This is a genomic window from Pseudomonas sp. UBA5568, assembly GCF_002425525.1.
Lineage (GTDB): Bacteria > Pseudomonadota > Gammaproteobacteria > Pseudomonadales > Pseudomonadaceae > Aquipseudomonas > Aquipseudomonas fulva.
Genome location: NZ_DIMK01000022.1, coordinates 69,601 through 87,638, shown reverse-complemented (window position 1 = coordinate 87,638; position 18,038 = coordinate 69,601). Strand labels below are relative to the sequence as shown.

Here is an 18,038-nt window from a genome sequence, read left to right as displayed (position 1 = left end):
CGACACGTTCGCTCGGCATGGAAGCCCCTCAGGGCGGGAAGAAAACCACCGTGATCACCTTCAACATCACCCAATGGCGTGCATGGGCTCCAGGCCTTTCGGCGCCTGCCGACTGGCACGCCTGGGCCAGTGGCAATTCGCCATCGGGTGCTGACGCCTGCGCGCCTGACGTGGCCTTTCTGCCGGCCATGCAACGCCGTCGGCTGAGCCACATGGCGCGCATGGCGTTCGCGGTGGCCTGGCCATTGGCAGAGGGCCAGCCGCCGCTGCCGCTGGTCTTCGTGTCACGCCACGGTGAAACACCCCGTACGTTTTCGATTCTGGGCGAACTGGCTGCGGGGCAGCCGCTGTCACCTACCCAGTTCAGCCTCTCGGTGCACAACGCGGTCATCGGCCTGTGGTCGATCCTGCGCGGTTCCACCTGCGAGATGACGGCACTGGCCGCCGCGGGGGATGGTTTCGAGCAGGGCGTGGTGGAAGCCGCAGCGCTCATGGCTGATGGTGCCCCAGCCGTGCTGTTGATCGTTACCGAAGAACAGCCGCCGCCGGCCTATGGCCCCTGGATAGACGACGTCCCATTCGCCTATGCGCTCGGCCTGTTGCTGACCCCAGGCCAGCAATGGCAGCTGGCGCCCGGCCAGGTCGCCGCATCACCGGCAGTGCCTGGGCTGCCTCACGGCTTGGCCTGGCTCAAGGCCATGCTCAACGGCCGCACCGATTTCACTCACACAGGGAAGCGTCGTACATGGAACTGGCACCGACAGCCGTGAGCAGGTCAGGCGATGCCTTCATCTGGCGCCTGTTGGCCACCGCGACGAGCTTTATACTGTTTGGCATGGGCTGCCTGACCCTGCGGCTATTCGTGTTTCCGCTGCTGGCCTGCCTGCCCGGTGGCCGAGTGCGCCACCGCGAGCGGGCCCGGCGCACCATCAGCTGGTTGTTCTGGCGCTTCGTGCAGTTCATGCGCGCCATGGGCGTGCTGACCTACGAAATCGAAGGGGCCGAGCGCCTGGGCCGGCCGGGTCAGATGATCATTGCCAATCACCCCTCCCTGATCGACGTGGTATTCCTGATCGGCCTGGTACGCCAGGCCAACTGCGTCGTGAAGCAGAGCCTGTTCGACAACCCGTTCACACGCGGGCCGGTCAGTGAGGCGCAATACATCGGCAACGATGGCAGCATGGACATGCTCGACGCCGCCGTCGCCTCGCTGCAGCAGGGCCAGACCTTGGTGATTTTCCCGGAAGGCACGCGCACCTCGCCAGGCCAGCCGCCGGCCTTTCACCGCGGCGCGGCTGCGATTGCCCTGCGCGGTGCAAGCGTCATCACCCCAGTCACCATCAAGGTCAGCCCAACCACGCTGACCAAGAACGAACCCTGGTACCGCATCCCTGGCAGGCGTGTGCACTTCACCCTTTCGGTGGGCCCGGACGTGCATCCCGACGCCTACGCAGCGCTGGGCCCTGCACCCAAAGCTTCCCGCCTGCTCAACGACTACCTGCACAACTACTACATCAAGGAGCTCGCCGCCGATGAGCGCGCCACAGCAAGACCTCAACCGTGATCTCAAGCAACTGATCATCGACGCCCTGGGCCTGGAGGACATCAGCATCCAGGACATCGACGACGAACAGACCCTGTTCGGCGAAGGCCTGGGCCTGGATTCGGTTGATGCGCTCGAGCTCGGCCTGGCCATCCAGAAGCGTTATGGCATCAAGATCGACGCCGATGCCAAGGACACCCGCAACCATTTCAGCAGTGTCGCCGCCCTGGCGGCGTTCGTCACTGCCCGTCAGGCCGCCTGAGATCGCATCATGCAAACCCGTGAAGACATCTTCAACATCCTGCGCGACGCCTTGGTCGAATTGTTCGAGCTCGAGCCTGAGCGTATCAGCCTGGACGCCAACCTTTACCAGGATCTGGAAATCGACAGCATCGACGCCGTCGACCTGATCGATCACATCAAGCGCCAGACAGGCAAGAAGATAGCCGCTGACGAGTTCAAGTCGGTGCGTACCGTCAACGACGTGGTCGAGGCCGTGTTCCGCCTGGTGAACCCGGAGGCATGAAGCGACTGATCGGCGCCGGCCTGCTGATTGCCGGGCTGCTGTATCCGTTCGCCGTGCATTTCGGCATGGCGCACTACGCCCCCTGGCAATTTGGCCTGCTGCTCGGCGGCCTTTGGCTGGCACGTGCGCTCAGCGCCCCTCGTCGGCCCGGCAGCCTGTGGATGGCAATTGCCGCCCTGCTGTTCTGTGGGCTGCTGGGGCTGTCGGACAGCCAGGCACTGCTGCGTTGGTATCCGGTGCTCATCAGTACCTTCATGCTGGGGCTGTTCGGTAGCAGCCTGCTGCACGGCATGCCGGTGGCCGAACGCCTGGCACGCTTGAGCGACCCAGCGCTGCCACCGCGCGCGGTGCGTTATACCCGGCAGGTCACCCAGGCCTGGTGCCTGTTCTTTTTGCTCAACGGCCTGATCGCGGCCGCGCTTACGCTGTGGGCGCCGTTGGCCTGGTGGACGCTCTACAACGGCGTCATCGCCTATGCCGCGATGGGCGTGCTGTTCGCCCTCGAATGGCTGATTAGACAACGTGTGCGAGGACGCTCATGAACTGGATCAACCTCCAACACCTGCTGCTGCCGCTGGATGCGCCGCGCCAGGTGACCCAAGCCCCTGTCCTGGACCATGCCGAACTGAGCCAGCAGGCACTGCGCCTGGCCGGTGGCCTGCGTGCGCGGGGTGTTCGCCGATTGGCGGTGCACCTGGAGGACGCCGCGCAACTGGCCGCTGCCCTGCTCGGTGCATGGCGGGCCGAGGTTGAGGTCTTGCTGCCGGCCGACCTGCAACCGGCCACACGCGAGCGCTGGAATGCCCACGTAGACCTGTGGCTCACGGATCAGGCTGAGGATACGCTGCCCGACGACCTGTTCGACGCGCCCTTGCCACCTGCCGTTCTGGACTTGGCCCGGTGCCGCATCAGCCTGNNAGCCTGTGTACCTCCGGGTCCAGCGGCGAGCCCAAGCGCATCGACAAGCAGCTCACGCAGCTGGCCAGTGAGGTGAACGCGCTGGAGCACTTGTGGGGCGAGGCTCTGGGCCCTGCCTGGATCATCGGCAGCGTCGCCACCCAGCACATCTACGGGCTTTTGTTCCGCGTGCTGTGGCCCTTGTGCGCCGGGCGTGGTTTCGAGCGCCGTCAATTGCCGTTCCCCGAAGACCTGCAACGGGCCAGCCGCGCCCACCCGGCCTTTGCCTGGGTCGCCAGCCCGGCGCTGCTCAAGCGCATGGGGGAAAACCTCGACTGGCCAGCCCTGCAACCGGTGCGCAAGGTGTTCTCGTCGGGCGGTGAGTTGCCCGCCGATGCGGCCGAGCGCCTGCACCAGCGTCTCGGCCAATGGCCGGCTGAAATCCTCGGCAGCTCGGAGACCGGCGGGATCGCCTGGCGCCAGGGGCAGCCCTTGTGGCAGCCGTTTGCCGGTGTACAGGTCAGCCAGAATGAACAGGGCGCGCTGTGCATCGCCTCGCCCTACCTCCCTGCGGGGCATGTGGAACACAGCGCCGACGCTGTCGAATTCTCATCAGATGGGCGCTTTCGCTTGCTGGGGCGACTGGATCGGATCGTCAAACTCGAAGAAAAGCGCATTTCGCTGCCCATGCTCGAACAGGCCTTGTGCACGCATCCATGGGTGTCTGAAGCACGCCTTGGCATGATCGAAAACGGCCGGGCCAGCCTCGGCGCCCTGCTGGTGCCGACCCCCGCAGGCTTGCACGCCCTGCGCAACCAGGGGCGGCGGGCCTTGGTCGAGGCCCTGCGCAGCCACCTGGCAGGCCACTGCGAGGCGCTGGCACTGCCCCGCCGCTGGCGCTTGGTGCAGCACTTGCCGCTCAACAGCCAGGGCAAGCTGACCCAGGTTGCGCTGCAGGCATTGCTGCTGGCGCCTCGCAGCATGGCACCGCATGTGCTGGAGCAGCATCGCGAAGGTGACGAACTCCAGCTCAAGCTCGGCGTGCCCCTGGACCTTGCCTGTTTCCCGGGGCATTTTCCCCGCACGCCCGTGTTGCCCGGTGTGGTCCAGATCGACTGGGCCGTCGCGCTGGCCGCTGAGCTGACCGAGTCGCCGCTGCGCTTTGCAGGCATGGAGGTGGTCAAGTTCCAGCAGTTGGTGCGGCCCGGCGATGAGCTGGCGCTGAGCCTTCGCCTGGACAAGGCCCGCGGTAAGCTTTACTTCGCCTTCACCTGTGCCGGTCAACCGTGCTCGAGCGGCCGGGTTCTGTTGGAGAACGCCTGTGCATAAGCCCTGCGCGGTGATCCCGGTCTACAACCATGAACAGGCCGTTCCGGCGGTCGTGGACGACTTGCTGCGCGCGGGCCTGCCCTGCGTGCTGGTCGACGATGCCAGCGACGCAGGCTGCGCGCAGGTGCTCGCCCGGCTGGCCGAACAGACGAACGTGTTTCTGGTCACCCTGCCCGTCAACCAGGGCAAGGGCGGTGCAGTCATGGCCGGCCTGCGCGAGGCAGCGCGACTGGGCTTCAGTCATGCGTTGCAGGTCGATGCCGATGGCCAGCACGACCTGGGCGATGTGCAGACGTTTCTGGAACATTCGCGTCATGCCCCCCAGGCACTGGTGTGCGGTTATCCACAGTACGATGCCAGTGTGCCCAAAGGGCGGCTGTACGCGCGCTACCTAACCCACGTCTGGGTGTGGATCAACAGCCTGTCGCTGCAGATTCCCGACTCCATGTGCGGGTTTCGGGTCTATCCGCTGCCAGCCACGCTGGCCCTGATCGACACCGTGCGACTTGGCAAGCGCATGGACTTCGACCCGGAAATTCTCGTGCGCCTGGCCTGGCGCAACCAACCAATGCGCTGGCTGCCGACGCGGGTACATTATCCACAGGATGGCCTGTCGCATTTTCGCCTGGTCCACGACAACGCACTGATTTCCAAGATGCACGCCAAGCTGTTCTTCGGCATGCTGGTGCGCGCACCGGCGATCCTCTGGCGTCGGTGGCGGTCATGAGCGAACCGTCGCAGCACTGGGCCGACCACCAGGAGCGGGGCAGCTTCTGGCTGATGAAGCTGACCGCCGCCCTGGTACGGTTGCTAGGCCGCCGCGTGCTCAGCCCATTGATCCACGTGATCGTCGCCTACTTCTTCCTGTTCGGCCGCCGTGCCCGCCGCAGCGCGTGGCAGTACCAGCAACGCCTGCGCCAGTGGAACGCCGGGCAGACGCCTGCCCCTGGCTCATGGCAGGTCTTTCGCCAGTTCATGGCCTTTGCCGAGGCCCTGCTGGACAAGCTTGACGTGTGGAACGGCAAGCTGCGCATCGAGGATATCGAAATCCACGACCCTGCCGGCCTGCGTCAGCAACTGCGCGGCGCACGCGGGCAGATGCTGGTGGGCGCCCACCTGGGCAACCTGGAAGTCTGCCGGGCCCTGGCCGAAATCGGCGAGCAGGTGACCATGAACGTGCTGGTGCACACCCGCCATGCCGAGCGCTTCAACCGCTTGCTGGGCGAGGCGGGCGCCACCAACCTGCGGCTCATCCAGGTCAGCGAGCTGGACCCTGCGGTGATGCTGCAACTGTCCGAGCGCCTGGAGCGCGGTGAATGGCTGGCCATCGCGGGTGATCGCGTGCCGCTGCATGGCGGGCGTACCGTCGAGGTGGACTTCCTGGGCCACCGCGCCGCCTTCCCGCAGGGCCCCTGGTTGCTGGCGGGCATGCTCGAATGCCCGCTCAACCTGCTGTTCTGCCTCAAGCACGACGGCCGCTACCACGTCACCCTCGAGCCCTTTGCCGAACGCCTGCAATGGCGACGCGGCCAGCGCGATGAAGTCATCGCCCAGTGGGCCGCCCGCTACGCCGATCGCCTGGGCCACTACTGCACGCGCGCGCCCCTGCAGTGGTTCAATTTCTACCCTTTCTGGAAGACCGATGACGATGCAAGCGCATGAACCTGTCACGTTCGGCGAATCGCCGCTGGCTATCGAAGACGTCGTGGCGCTGGCCGAAGGCCGTGCCACGGCACACCTGCAGGGCGATGCCGCCTACCGCGAGCGCATTGCCCGCGGGGCGCGCTTTCTCGACACCCTGCTCGACAAGGAAGGGGTGATCTACGGCGTGACCACCGGCTACGGCGACTCCTGTGTCGTGGCCGTGCCGCTGGAACACGTCGAGGCGCTGCCACGCCACCTCTACACCTTCCACGGTTGCGGCCTCGGCAAGCTGCTGGACGCCTCGGCCACACGCGCAGTGCTGGCTGCACGCCTGCGGTCGCTCAGCCACGGGGTATCCGGTGTTCGCCTGGAACTGCTCGAGCGCCTGCGCGACTTCATTGCCCACGACGTCCTGCCGCTGATCCCCGAAGAGGGTTCGGTAGGCGCCAGTGGCGACCTCACCCCGCTGTCCTACGTGGCCGCGACGCTCTCGGGCGAGCGCGAGGTGATGTTCCAGGGCCAGCGCCGCCTCAGCGCCGACGTGCACCGCGAACTGGGCTGGCAGCCCCTGGTGCTCAGGCCCAAGGAAGCCCTGGCCCTGATGAACGGCACGGCAGTGATGACCGGTCTTGCGTGCCTGGCGTTTGCCCGCGCCGATTATCTTCTGCACTTGGCAACCCGCATCACCGCACTGAACGTGGTTGCCCTGCAAGGCAACCCCGAGCATTTCGACGAACGCCTGTTCGCCGCCAAGCCACACCCTGGCCAGGCGCAGGTCGCCGCCTGGCTGCGCCAGGACCTGGCGATCGACGCACCCCTGCCGCCCTTGCACCGCCTGCAGGACCGCTATTCGCTGCGCTGCGCGCCGCACGTCCTGGGGGTACTGGCCGACAGCCTGGGCTGGTTGCGTGGTTTCATCGAGACCGAGCTCAACAGTGCCAACGACAACCCGATCATCGACGGTGATGCCGAGCGCGTGCTGCACGGTGGTCATTTCTACGGCGGGCACATCGCCTTTGCCATGGACAGCCTGAAAACCCTCGTCGCCAACGTGGCCGACCTGCTCGACCGACAACTCGCGCTGGCGGTGGATGTGCGTTACAACCACGGCCTGCCGAGCAACCTGTCGGGCGCACCGGCCGAGCGCGCCATGATCAACCACGGTTTCAAGGCTGTGCAGATCGGGGCCAGCGCCTGGACTGCCGAAGCGCTCAAGCAGACCATGCCCGCCAGCGTGTTTTCGCGCTCCACCGAATGCCACAACCAGGACAAGGTGAGCATGGGCACCATTGCCGCCCGCGATGCCCTGCGGGTCCTGGAGCTGACCGAGCAAGTCGCCGCCGCTGCGTTGCTGGCCGCCAACCAGGGCGTCTGGCTGCGCAGCCAGCAGCCCCAGGCACACGCGCTGCCCCCTGCGCTGGCGCAGATGCACGAGGCGTTGTTGCAGGAGTTCGCGCCGGTCATCGAAGACCGGGCGCTGGAAGGCGAGCTGCGCCACTGCCTGGTGCGCATCGGCCAACGTCACTGGAGGCTGCATGCGTAACCCTGGCGTTTTCCACGTCGACACCGAAGTCATCGTGCCGTTTTTCGATGTCGACAGCATGCATGTGGTCTGGCATGGCCATTATGTGAAGTACCTGGAAGTGGCGCGGTGCGCCCTGCTCGACCGCCTGGCGCACAACTATGTTCAGATGCATGCCAGCGGCTATGCATGGCCGGTGATCGACCTGCAGCTGCGCTACATGCGCGGCGCCACGTTCGGTCAGCGCCTGGTGGTGCGGGCCAGCCTGGTGGAATGGGAAAACCGCCTGAAGCTGCATTACCTGATCAGCGACGCCGTGACCGGTGAGCGCATGACCCGTGCCAGTACGGTTCAGGTGGCCGTGCACATCGACAGCGGCGAAATGCAGCTGGCCTCGCCGCAGGTCATGCTCGACGCCGTGCAGCAGGTGTTGTCATGAGTGCTGCGCTAAAACGGCTGGCCTGCATGCTGGCAACGTTGGCGGTGCTGATCGTCAGCCCCTTGAGCGCAGCCTTCGACCTGGACGCCCTGCAACGCCAGCTCAGCGCACCTGCGGTGGTCAAGGGCCCCTTCATTCAGGAAAAACACCTGCGTGCCCTGCCCCAGCCCTTGCTGAGCGAAGGTGAGTTCGTGCTTGCCCGTGATCATGGCCTGCTCTGGATGCTGCATACGCCACTGCGTCAGGACTACCGGATCGACGCCCATGGCATTGCCCGGCGCGACCCGAGCGGCTGGCAAGTGCTGCCGAGCCGCAGCGCCGGTGCACAGCAAAACCAGCTGTTCTTTGCCGTGCTGCAAGGTGACAGCACCGGGCTGCAGCGTGATTTCGAACTGGCCTTGAGCGGCGATTCAACCCAGTGGCAACTGCGTCTGATCCCACGCTCGTTGCTGCTCAAGCAAATCTTCAGCCGCATCGATATCAGCGGCGGGCGTTTTGTGCAGCGCATCGAGCTGAGCGAGACCCAAGGCGACAGCACCGTGTTGCGCCTGCCTGAAAGCACCGGCGCTGCCGAGCTGAGCGACATGGAGCGCAGTGACTTTGCCGACTGAACGCCAGTTGCCGCGCCTGTTCGTCTGCCTGCTGCTGATCATGCTGGCCGTGGCCGGCTGGCAGTGGCACCGCGGCGCGCCCTTGTCCGCCGACTTGATGGCGCTGGTACCCGGAGCGACCCAGGATCCGCTGGTGCAACAGGCCGAGCAGCGGATGCAGGAACCGCTGAACCGCGAGTTGCTGCTTCTGGTCGGCCACGCTCAGCGTCAACAGGCAGTGGCGCTGGCACAACGGTTGGCGGAACAGTGGCAGGCCACTGGCCTGTTCGAAAAGGTGCAGTGGAGCCTGGACACCGACCTGCAGGCAGTGCGTGATCAGTTGCTCAAAGGCCGCCTGGCCATGCTGCCGTCATCTGACCGGCAACAATTGCAGCAGCAGCCGGATGCCTTCGTGGCGCAGCGCGTCCAGAGCCTGGTCGATCCCTTCGCAGGGTTCAGCCTCGTGCCAGGCCAGGATGACTGGCTAGGCCTGACCGGGCGTATCCAGAATGCCCAGCCCAAGCCCGCGAACGTGGAACTGGACACCGCCAGCGGTGCCTTGATTGCCCAGGCCGAAGGGGATTACTGGGTGCTGGTGCGCGCGCGCACCCTGGGCAATGCCTTCGACATGCACCTGCCCCTGCAGGTCGCGGACTTGCTGGCCCAGGCGCGTGTGCAGGCAAGCGCTGTCGATGCGCAGTTGCTGGCCGCCAGCGGCCTGCTGCACGCGGCCGCCGGCCAGCAGCAAGCCAGCCAGGAGATCACCTGGGTAGGCGGCGGGGCAACGCTGGGCATCTTGCTGTTGCTATTGCTGGCCCTGCGCAGCGTGCGTGCGCTGCTGGCGTTCCTACCCGTGCTGGTCGGCATGCTGTTCGGTTCAGTGGTGTGCGTGGCGGTGTTCGGCCAGATGCACGTCATGACCCTGGTGCTGGGCTCCAGCCTGATCGGCGTCGCGATCGACTACCCCCTGCACTACCTGACCAAGAGCTGGAGCCTCAAGCCCTGGCAAAGCTGGACGGCCGTGCGCCTGACCCTGCCAGGCATGAGCCTGAGCCTGGCCACCAGTTGCATCGGCTACCTAGCATTGGCCTTCACCCCGTTCCCGGCGCTGACCCAGATTGCCGTTTTCTCCGCCGCTGGCCTGTTGGGCGCCTACCTCAGTGCGGTGTGCCTGGTCCCGGCCCTGCTGAGCAAGGCGCAGCTGCAACCTGCCGATTGGCCAATGCGTATCGCGCAGGCGCTCACCCGCTGGCGTGAGGCATTGCTGCGCAAAGTGCCGAGCGCAGCGCTGTTGGCCCTGCTGCTGTTGTTCTGCGCCAGCGGCCTCTGGCACCTGCAGACCCACAACGACATCCGCCAATGGGTGGGCACGCCGCCGCAACTGTTGCAGCAAGCCCAGGCAGTGGCACGCATCACCGGTTACCAGCCCACCAGCCAGTTCTACCTGGTGCGGGCTGCCGACCAGCAGCAATTGCTCGAACGCACCCAACAGCTTGGGGCCAAGCTCGATGAGTTGGTCGCGCTGGGCAAACTCAAGGGCTACCTGAGCCTCGGACAGCTGGTCGCAACCCCTGCCGAGCAAGCACAGGTGCGCGAGGCCCTGGCCACGCTAACGGCGCATTGGCAGCCGCTGGTGGCGCTCGGCGTTCCCCAGGCGGCCTTGGCCGCTGAAGTCGCGCAACTGCGCGCACTGCCACTGCAGCGTATCGACGACGTGCTGGCAGGCCCGTTGGGCGAGGCATGGCGGCCCTTGTGGCTGGGCAGCACAGGTGACGGCGTGGCTGCCATCGTCAGCCTGCAAGGCTTGTCTGACGCCGCCCTGTTGCAGTTGCAGGCGCAGGGCCTGCCCGGTGTACAGCTGGTTGATCGTCTTGGCGAGCTGAACCAGTTGTTCGCCGCCACCCAGGTCAGCGCAGCGGAACTCAAACTGCTTTCGTGTGCGTTGATTCTGATGCTGCTGGCAGTGCCTTTCGGGTTGCGGGGTTCTTTGCGCATCGTTGCCCTGCCGCTGTTGGCTGCTCTGTGCAGCCTGGCGAGCCTCGGCTGGCTGGGCGAGCCGTTGACACTGTTCAGCCTGTTCGGGTTACTGCTGGTGACGGCCATCAGCGTCGACTATGCCATCCTCATGCATGAGCGCATCGGCGGCGCCGCGGTGAGCCTGCTCGGAACCTTGCTGGCTGCGTTGACCACATGGCTGTCGTTCGGCCTGCTGGCCCTGTCCAGTACGCCGGCAGTTAGCAACTTCGGCATGGCGGTAAGCCTGGGGCTGGTGTTCAGCTTCCTGCTGGCGCCTTGGGCAGCGCCTCGCGAGGGAGCGCACGACCGCTCATGATGATCGCCGTCTTCTGGGCGCTGGCGCTGGCGCTCTTCATCCTGGCCAGCAGGCTGGGCAAGCGCCTCGGGCTGATCCCGATCGTCAGCCATCTGTTGGTGGCAACACTGGTACTCCCTGCCTTGATGGGTCTGTGGGTAACGCCGCACTGGCAATTGGAGGGCACTGCGTTAATCGCACCAGCATGGGTAAAAGCCCTCTACGGCGGCAGTTTCGCCTTGTTGCTCGGTCATATCCTGATCGACGTGCTGGCGCTGCGCCCGGACCGACAGGCGCTGAAACTTGCCGTGCCCAGCTTTCTGCTGCCGTTCCTCTGCGGTATCGCCTGCGCGATCTGGGTGATAGGCCTGAGCGGGGTCGGTGCACTGGCACTTGGCCTGGTGTTCGCAATCACCGCCATACCGGTGCTCTACCTCTATCTCCAGGCAATCGACTATCCCCCGGCGGCCAGCCGGCGGTTGTTGCAGGCTGCCATCTTGATCGACCTGGCGTGCTGGCTATTGCTAGGTGTGGGCCAAGGCAGCCTCGACCCCGGCACACTGGCCTTGCCGATGTTGGCGGCGCTGCTGCCATGGCCGTTGCACGCGCTGGGTCTGCGCGCGCCTTCGCTGTATGGCGCGTTGTTCCTGGTGCTGCTGTTCATTGCCGAACACTACAAGCTCAACGCACTGATCCTGGGGGTTGGCTACCTGGCGTGCCTGGCCTGGCTCAAGGTCGCGGCGGCATTGCCGCTGCCAGAGCGGTACAACCGCCGCGTGCAACAGGGCTTGGCGGTCCCCATGATCCTGACCTACGGCGTGGTGCAGATCGATGCCCACCAGGCCCTGGGGCAGTTGGACGCGTGGCAACTGGTCGCCTTGCTGGTGCTTCCGATCGCCAGCAAGTTGCTGGGCAACTGGCTGGGCCTGTGCTGGGCTGCTGCGTCGCCCGGCGCTGCCGGCAAATGGCGCGAAAGCCTGCTGCTGAACATTCGCGGCCTCAGTGAAATCGTTTTTCTCAACCTGCTGCTGTCCCAGCAGTTGATTACCCCGGCGGTGTACTTCGCGCTCATGCTGATGAGCCTGGTCGCCACTCTGATGCCGGCGCTGGCCGGCCTTCATCGCCTTCCGCTCAACACAGAACCCATGGCAAGGAGCCCGCATGCCAACCCTTGAAACCCAACAACGCCAGGTCCTGGTCATCGGCGCCGGGCCTTCCGGTGCCATCGCGGCGGCCTTGCTCAAGCGCAGCGGGCACGACGTGCTGGTGATCGAGCGTCAGCGCTTCCCGCGCTTTTCCATCGGCGAAAGCCTGCTGGCGCACTGCCTGGACTTCGTCGAAGAGGCGGGCATGCTGGATGCCGTGCAGGCGGCAGGTTTCCAATACAAGAATGGTGCTGCTTTCGCATGGGGCGACGAATACACCGCCTTCGACTTCGGGCAGACCTTCACGCCAGGCAAGACCAGCACCTTCCAGGTGCAGCGTGCTCGCTTCGACCAAATACTGGCCGACCAGGCCCAAGCGCAGGGCGTGGAGATCCGCTACGAGCATGAGGTGGTCAGCGCCGACATGGGCGGGCTACAGCCACAGGTGCGTGTGCGCCGGCCTGATGGCAGCGAGTACGTGCTCAAGGCACAGTTCGTCCTGGATGCCAGTGGCTATGGCCGCGTGCTGCCGCGTCTGCTGGACCTTGAAGCCCCGTCCGCCTTCCCAGTACGCAAGGCGGTCTTCACGCACATCGAAGACCGCATCGACCACCCCGGCTTCGACCGCGACAAGATCCTCATCACCACCCACCCCGAGCACCGTGACATCTGGTTCTGGACCATCCCCTTCAGTGATGGCCGCACCTCGTTGGGGGTAGTGGCTGCCGCTGAGCGCTTTGCCACTGCCCCTGACGACCTCGATGCGTGCCTGAAGCACTTCGTGGCGCAAGCGCCCGCCCTGGCCAAGGTGCTGGCCAATGCAGTCTGGGACACCCCGGCTCGCACCATCGGCGGCTACTCGGCCAACGTGAAAGCCCTGCATGGGCCGGGTTATGCGCTGCTGGGCAATGCCGCAGAGTTCCTCGACCCGGTGTTCTCCTCCGGGGTCACCATCGCCATGCGCTCTGCCAGCATGGCTGCAGGCCTGCTGCATCGCCAACTGCAAGGGGAGGCAGTGGACTGGCAGAGCGCATTTGCCGAGCCGCTGCAGCGTGGCGTCGACACCTTCCGTGTCTACGTGGAGGGCTGGTACGACGGCAGCTTCCAGGATGTGATCTATCACCCCGGCAGCTCACCGGAGATTCGCGCCATGATCAGCTCCATACTGGCCGGGTATGCCTGGGATACACGTAACCCGTTCGTCGCCGAGCCTCGGCGCCGGCTGCGTACCCTGGCTGAACTGTGCGCAAGGGACACCCCATGACCCAGCGCCCGTTCCTGAGCGAGACTTACGTGGAAGAAACCCGCATCGGGTTTCGCTTCCTGAGCAGCCACACCTGGCAGCATCACGTGCTGCGGGTGGCGATCGATGACCTCGCCCGACTCTTCGCAGGCGCCCTTCCCCAGGCGCCGGTTCTGCTCGATGCCGGCTGCGGGCAGGGCAAGTCGTTCAAACACCTGCAACGGGTATTCGCCCCCTCCAGGCTGCTGGGCACCGACGCCGATCCGCACAGCCTCGACCTCAGCGCAGCCGAGGCCAAGCGGCTGGGCATCGAGGTGGAATTGTCTGGCGGTGACTGCGCCAGCCTGCCCTACCCCGATGCCAGCATCGATGTGCTGTTCTGCCATCAGACCTTTCATCACCTGGTCGAACAGGAAAAGGCCCTGGCCGAGTTCTACCGCGTACTCAGACCGGGCGGCTACCTGCTGTTCGCAGAATCCACCCAAGCCTATATCGATACCTGGGTGATTCGCTGGTTCTTCCGTCACCCCATGCACGTGCAGAAAAGTGCCGAAGGTTATCTGCACATGCTGCGCATGCAGGGGTTCGCGTTCGGGTCCGACAACGTGTCCTATCCCTACCTGTGGTGGAGCAGGGCCAAGGACTTCGGCCTGCTGGAGCGTCTGGGCCTGCACAAGCCACCTCCCGTTGGCGAACGCGATGAAACGCTGGTCAATGTCGTGGCTCGCAAGCCCTTGGAGCACGCATGAAAACCTGGATGGCGCTAGTCCTTTGCCTGATGCTCGGTGCCTGCGCCGCCAGGGCCCCGCTGCCCGCATCCCCCCCAGCGCTTGCCCTGCCGCAGCAACTGCATGTGGAGCGTACCCAGGCCGGTCAGCGCCAGGACTGGCTGCTGGTGATCCAGGACGAGGGTGGCCGCCTGCGCTGGTCGCTGCTCGACCTGCTGGGTATTCCCCAGGCGCGACAAGTGCTGGACGGCCAGCAGTGGCAGGCCGACGGCTTGCTGCCACCCGACCCGGCGGCCCGCGAGTTGTTCGCCGCCGTGCTGTTCGCCCTCACGCCACAGGACCAGTTGGCCCGGTCGTATCCCCAGGCCCGGCAGGAGCAGGGGCAGCGTTGGCTGGGCAAGCGCTGGCGAGTGACCTACCGCACGGCCCACGCCTTCGACTTGCACTTGGACCAAGGCCTGCGCTATGTAGTCGACCCCCTGCCCCGTGAGCACACACCATGACCGCCTACCTCAATGCCCTGGGCCTGATCTGCGCCCTTGGCCATGGCCAGGCCGAGGTCGCCGCACGCCTGTTCGCCGGCGACTGCTCAGGAATGCGGCCGGCCGCAGGCTGGATCCCCGAGCGCCAGCCTCCGGTGGGTGCCGTGATGCAGCCACTGCCAGCCGTCCCCTTGCCGGAGCAGCACAGTCGCAACAACCAGCTGCTGTACGCCGCCGCGTTGCAGATCGAGCCCGCCCTGCGCCAGGCGATCGCACAATACGGCGCCCACCGTGTTGGGGTGGTCCTGGGCACCAGCACTTCGGGCATCGCCGAAGGCAGTGCCGCCATTGGCCACTTCCTGGCGGGCGGCCACTTCCCGGCCGATTATCACTATGACCAGCAAGTGTTGAGCGCGCCGGCCGACTTTCTCGCCGACTGGCTGCAACTCGGCGGCCCGGCCTATGTGATTTCGACCGCGTGTACCTCCAGCGGCCGAGCACTGCTGAGCGCTCGGCGCCTGCTGGACCTGGGCGTGTGCGATGCAGTGCTGTGCGGCGGCGTGGATAGCCTCTGTCACCTCACGCTCAATGGGTTCAGCGCCCTGGAAGCGATCAGCGAGCACCGCTGCAATCCGCTCTCGGCCAACCGCGACGGCATCAATATCGGCGAGGCCGCCGCCTTGTTCTTGATGACCCGCACACCCGAAGCGCAAGGCGAGCGCATCGCCTTGCTCGGCGCGGGCGCCAGTTCCGACGCGCACCACATCTCCGCGCCCGACCCAACTGGCGCCGGTGCCTTGCAGTGCATGGGCAAAGCGCTGGACAATGCGGGGCTTGAGCCCGCGCACATCCATTACCTGAACCTGCACGGCACCGCCACGCCCCATAATGACGCCATGGAAAGCCTGGCCGTCGATACCCTGTTCGGCGCCGGCCTGCCCTGCTCATCCAGCAAGCCGATGACGGGCCACACCCTGGGCGCTGCCGGTGCGCTCGAGGCAGCGTTCTGCTGGCTGAGCCTGAGCAGGCACAACCCGTTGGGTTTGCTGCCGCCGCACGTGTGGGACGGTCAGCCCGACCCTGCCCTGCCTGAACTGACCCTGGTCGACGGCAGCCAGCGCCTGGCAACCCATGGCCCACGCCGACTGATGAGCAACTCGTTCGCCTTCGGCGGCAACAACGTCAGCCTGATTCTTGGAGACACCGCATGATCACCTGGCCCCTGGCCGAGCTGCTGCCCCATGCTGGCGACATGATCCTGATCGATCACATCGAGCATTGTGACGAGGAGCAGATCAGCACCCGCACCACCGTACGGCCCGGCGCACTGTTCAATCGCGCCGATGGCAGCCTGCCGGCCTGGTTCGGCATCGAATTGATGGCCCAGAGCGTGGCCGCCTATGCCGGCTGTCGGGCACGGCGCAATGGGCAAGCCGTCGAGCTGGGTTTCCTGCTCGGTGCCCGCAAGTACTCGTGCGATGTCGAGTCTTTTCCGGCCGGCGCCCAATTGCATGTGCACGCCCAGCGTTCGCTCGAAGACGAGAACGGCATGGGCGTTTTCGAATGTCACCTGCGCGGCCCCGGCATCCACGCCACCGCCCGCCTGAATGTGTACCGCCCGCCGCAAGCGGCCAGCTACCTGGCCGAAGCGGGCCCTGAGGAGCCCCTTTCATGACTGATACCATTCTGGTGACCGGTTCGAGCCGTGGAATCGGCCGCGCCATCGCCCTGCGCTTGGCCCGCTCGGGCTACGACCTGGTGCTGCATTGCCGCAGCGGCCGGGCCGACGCCGACGCGGTGGCCGATCAAGTGCGCGCGTTGGGGCAGCAGGCACGGGTGTTGCAGTTCGACATCGGCGAACGTGCCGCCTGCCGCACAGCGCTCGAAGCCGACGTGGAGGCCCACGGCGCCTATTACGGCGTGGTGTGCAATGCCGGCCTGACCCGCGACGGCGCTTTCCCGGCGCTGACCGACGAGGATTGGGACCAGGTGCTGCGGACCAACCTGGACGGTTTCTACAATGTGCTGCAGCCGCTGACGATGCCCATGATCCGCCGCCGTGCGCCGGGTCGCATCGTCTGCATCACCTCGGTTTCGGGGCTCATCGGCAACCGCGGGCAGGTCAACTACAGCGCGTCGAAGGCGGGCCTGATCGGGGCGGCCAAGGCCCTGGCAATCGAATTGGGCAAGCGGCGCATCACCGTCAACTGCGTAGCGCCCGGGCTGATCGACACCGCCATGCTCGACGAACATGTGCCGGTAGACGAACTGATGAAGATGATCCCTGCCGGGCGCATGGGCACCGCTGAAGAGGTAGCGGGCGCCGTCAACTTCCTCATGTCGCCGGAGGCCAGCTACATTACCCGCCAGGTGCTGGCGGTCAACGGGGGGCTGTGCTGATGCGTCGCGTGGTCGTCACCGGCATGGCCGGCATCACCTCGCTGGGCAACGACTGGGCAACCATTGCCGGTCATTTCGCCAGCCAACGCAGTGGTATCCGCCGCATGGACGAGTGGGACCGCTTCGAGGAAATGAACACGCGCCTGGCAGGGCCCATCGATGATTTCAAGGTCCCGGCGCACTGGACGCGCAAGCAGCTTCGCAGCATGGGCCGGGTGTCCCGCCTGGCCGTTGGCGCCGCCGAACAGGCCCTTGCCGATGCAGGCCTGCTCGGCGACCCGAGCATTCGCGACGGCCGCATGGGCGTGGCCTGCGGCTCGTCCACCGGCAGCACCGACGAGATCAAGGCGTTCGGCAACATGCTGCTCAACTCGGTGGCCGACGGGCTCAATGCCAACTCCTATGTGCGCATGATGCCGCACACGACCGCCGCCAACATCAGCATTTTCTTCGGCCTGACCGGGCGCCTGATCCCCACGTCCAGTGCCTGCACCAGCGGCAGCCAAGGCATCGGTTATGCCTACGAAGCCATCAAGTACGGCCGCTTGCCGATGATGCTGGCCGGCGGTGCCGAAGAGCTGTGCCCGACCGAGGCCATGGTCTTCGATGCGCTCTATGCCACCAGCCTCAAGAACGACACACCGCACCTCAGCCCGCGCCCCTACGACTGCGGCAGGGATGGCCTGGTGATCGGCGAAGGTGCCGGCATGCTGGTGCTCGAAGCGCTTGAGCATGCACAGGCGCGGGGCGCGAAGATTCATGCCGAGATCATCGGTTTCGGCAGCAATGCCGACGGTCAGCACACGACCCGGCCTGAACAGTCGACCATGCGCAGGGCCATGGAGCTGGCGCTCGAAGACGCAGGCCTGGCCCCGGAGGCGATTGGCTATGTGAACGGCCATGGCACCGCCACCGAGCAAGGCGACATCGCCGAAACCCTGGCCACCAGCGGCCTGTTCGGCCCACGCATGCCCATCAGTTCGCAGAAGAGCTTCCTGGGCCATACGCTGGGGGCGTGCGGTGCACTGGAGTCCTGGTTCAGCATCGAGATGATGAACAGCGACCGCTATGTGCACACGCTGAACCTGGACGCGGTAGACCCTCGCTGCGGCGAACTGGATTACCTGCGGGATGAGTTTCGCCATATGAACCATGGGTTTGTGATGAACAACAATTTTGCCTTTGGCGGGGTCAACACATCGCTGATCTTCCGCCGCTGGCCCTGACCCTCGATAGGAG

Annotated in this window: 19 protein-coding genes and 1 pseudogene; all 20 read left to right on the top strand. The window is 65.7% G+C overall.

Annotated elements, in window-relative coordinates; all coding sequences use genetic code 11:
* The first annotated feature begins 17 nt into the window (after positions 1-17).
* The 20 genes and pseudogenes from B2S33_RS07055 to B2S33_RS06960 all read left to right on the top strand — a co-directional run bounded on the left by B2S33_RS07055 (position 18) and on the right by B2S33_RS06960 (position 18,025).
* Positions 18-770, top strand: a complete 753-nt coding sequence (locus B2S33_RS07055) for a beta-ketoacyl synthase chain length factor (protein WP_173645885.1) — start codon at positions 18-20, stop codon at positions 768-770.
* Positions 746-1,564, top strand: coding sequence for a lysophospholipid acyltransferase family protein (locus tag B2S33_RS07050; RefSeq protein WP_027913538.1), 819 nt, complete (start codon positions 746-748; stop codon positions 1,562-1,564). The genes B2S33_RS07055 and B2S33_RS07050 overlap by 25 nt, the downstream gene beginning before the upstream one ends.
* Positions 1,533-1,805, top strand: coding sequence for a phosphopantetheine-binding protein (locus tag B2S33_RS07045; protein ID WP_027913537.1), 273 nt, complete (start codon positions 1,533-1,535; stop codon positions 1,803-1,805). The genes B2S33_RS07050 and B2S33_RS07045 overlap by 32 nt, the downstream gene beginning before the upstream one ends.
* A gap of 9 nt (positions 1,806-1,814) precedes the next feature.
* Entirely contained in the window at positions 1,815-2,069 is a 255-nt protein-coding gene (locus B2S33_RS07040) for an acyl carrier protein (protein ID WP_027913536.1), read from the top strand.
* The gene (locus B2S33_RS07035) at positions 2,066-2,611 is read left to right on the top strand and encodes a membrane protein (RefSeq protein WP_028686671.1); all 546 of its coding nucleotides are present in this window, start codon (positions 2,066-2,068) and stop codon (positions 2,609-2,611) included. The genes B2S33_RS07040 and B2S33_RS07035 overlap by 4 nt, the downstream gene beginning before the upstream one ends.
* Positions 2,608-4,295, top strand: a pseudogene (locus B2S33_RS07030) (AMP-binding protein). The gene B2S33_RS07035 and the pseudogene B2S33_RS07030 overlap by 4 nt, the downstream one beginning before the upstream one ends.
* Positions 4,288-5,022: a glycosyltransferase family 2 protein gene (locus B2S33_RS07025; RefSeq protein WP_027913533.1), complete on the top strand. Its 735-nt coding sequence runs from the start codon at positions 4,288-4,290 to the stop codon at positions 5,020-5,022. The pseudogene B2S33_RS07030 and the gene B2S33_RS07025 overlap by 8 nt, the downstream one beginning before the upstream one ends.
* Positions 5,019-5,957, top strand: a complete 939-nt coding sequence (locus tag B2S33_RS07020; protein ID WP_028686673.1) for a glycosyl transferase — start codon at positions 5,019-5,021, stop codon at positions 5,955-5,957. The genes B2S33_RS07025 and B2S33_RS07020 overlap by 4 nt, the downstream gene beginning before the upstream one ends.
* Complete coding sequence (locus B2S33_RS07015) at positions 5,938-7,482, top strand: HAL/PAL/TAL family ammonia-lyase (protein ID WP_371259655.1); 1,545 nt, start codon at positions 5,938-5,940, stop codon at positions 7,480-7,482. Before B2S33_RS07020 ends, B2S33_RS07015 begins: the two co-directional genes overlap by 20 nt.
* On the top strand, positions 7,475-7,900 hold the full coding sequence (locus B2S33_RS07010) for an acyl-CoA thioesterase (protein WP_288650096.1): 426 nt from the start codon (positions 7,475-7,477) through the stop codon (positions 7,898-7,900). Before B2S33_RS07015 ends, B2S33_RS07010 begins: the two co-directional genes overlap by 8 nt.
* The gene (locus tag B2S33_RS07005) at positions 7,897-8,511 is read left to right on the top strand and encodes an outer membrane lipoprotein carrier protein LolA (protein ID WP_145126120.1); all 615 of its coding nucleotides are present in this window, start codon (positions 7,897-7,899) and stop codon (positions 8,509-8,511) included. The genes B2S33_RS07010 and B2S33_RS07005 overlap by 4 nt, the downstream gene beginning before the upstream one ends.
* On the top strand, positions 8,501-10,822 hold the full coding sequence (locus B2S33_RS07000; protein WP_288650109.1) for an MMPL family transporter: 2,322 nt from the start codon (positions 8,501-8,503) through the stop codon (positions 10,820-10,822). The genes B2S33_RS07005 and B2S33_RS07000 overlap by 11 nt, the downstream gene beginning before the upstream one ends.
* Entirely contained in the window at positions 10,819-11,976 is a 1,158-nt protein-coding gene (locus B2S33_RS06995; protein ID WP_288650095.1) for a sodium:proton antiporter, read from the top strand. The genes B2S33_RS07000 and B2S33_RS06995 overlap by 4 nt, the downstream gene beginning before the upstream one ends.
* Complete coding sequence (locus tag B2S33_RS06990; protein WP_288650094.1) at positions 11,963-13,210, top strand: NAD(P)/FAD-dependent oxidoreductase; 1,248 nt, start codon at positions 11,963-11,965, stop codon at positions 13,208-13,210. Before B2S33_RS06995 ends, B2S33_RS06990 begins: the two co-directional genes overlap by 14 nt.
* Positions 13,207-13,938, top strand: coding sequence for a class I SAM-dependent methyltransferase (locus B2S33_RS06985; protein WP_288650093.1), 732 nt, complete (start codon positions 13,207-13,209; stop codon positions 13,936-13,938). Before B2S33_RS06990 ends, B2S33_RS06985 begins: the two co-directional genes overlap by 4 nt.
* The gene (locus B2S33_RS06980; protein ID WP_088522835.1) at positions 13,935-14,420 is read left to right on the top strand and encodes a hypothetical protein; all 486 of its coding nucleotides are present in this window, start codon (positions 13,935-13,937) and stop codon (positions 14,418-14,420) included. The genes B2S33_RS06985 and B2S33_RS06980 overlap by 4 nt, the downstream gene beginning before the upstream one ends.
* Positions 14,417-15,610: a beta-ketoacyl-[acyl-carrier-protein] synthase family protein gene (locus B2S33_RS06975; RefSeq protein ID WP_027913523.1), complete on the top strand. Its 1,194-nt coding sequence runs from the start codon at positions 14,417-14,419 to the stop codon at positions 15,608-15,610. Before B2S33_RS06980 ends, B2S33_RS06975 begins: the two co-directional genes overlap by 4 nt.
* A complete protein-coding gene (locus B2S33_RS06970; RefSeq protein ID WP_027913522.1) occupies positions 15,607-16,074 on the top strand; it encodes a hotdog family protein in 468 nt (155 codons plus the stop codon). Before B2S33_RS06975 ends, B2S33_RS06970 begins: the two co-directional genes overlap by 4 nt.
* The gene (gene fabG / locus B2S33_RS06965; RefSeq protein ID WP_027913521.1) at positions 16,071-16,799 is read left to right on the top strand and encodes a 3-oxoacyl-ACP reductase FabG; all 729 of its coding nucleotides are present in this window, start codon (positions 16,071-16,073) and stop codon (positions 16,797-16,799) included. Before B2S33_RS06970 ends, fabG begins: the two co-directional genes overlap by 4 nt.
* A complete protein-coding gene (locus B2S33_RS06960; protein WP_288650092.1) occupies positions 16,799-18,025 on the top strand; it encodes a beta-ketoacyl-ACP synthase in 1,227 nt (408 codons plus the stop codon). Before fabG ends, B2S33_RS06960 begins: the two co-directional genes overlap by 1 nt.
* Positions 18,026-18,038 lie beyond the last annotated feature (13 nt).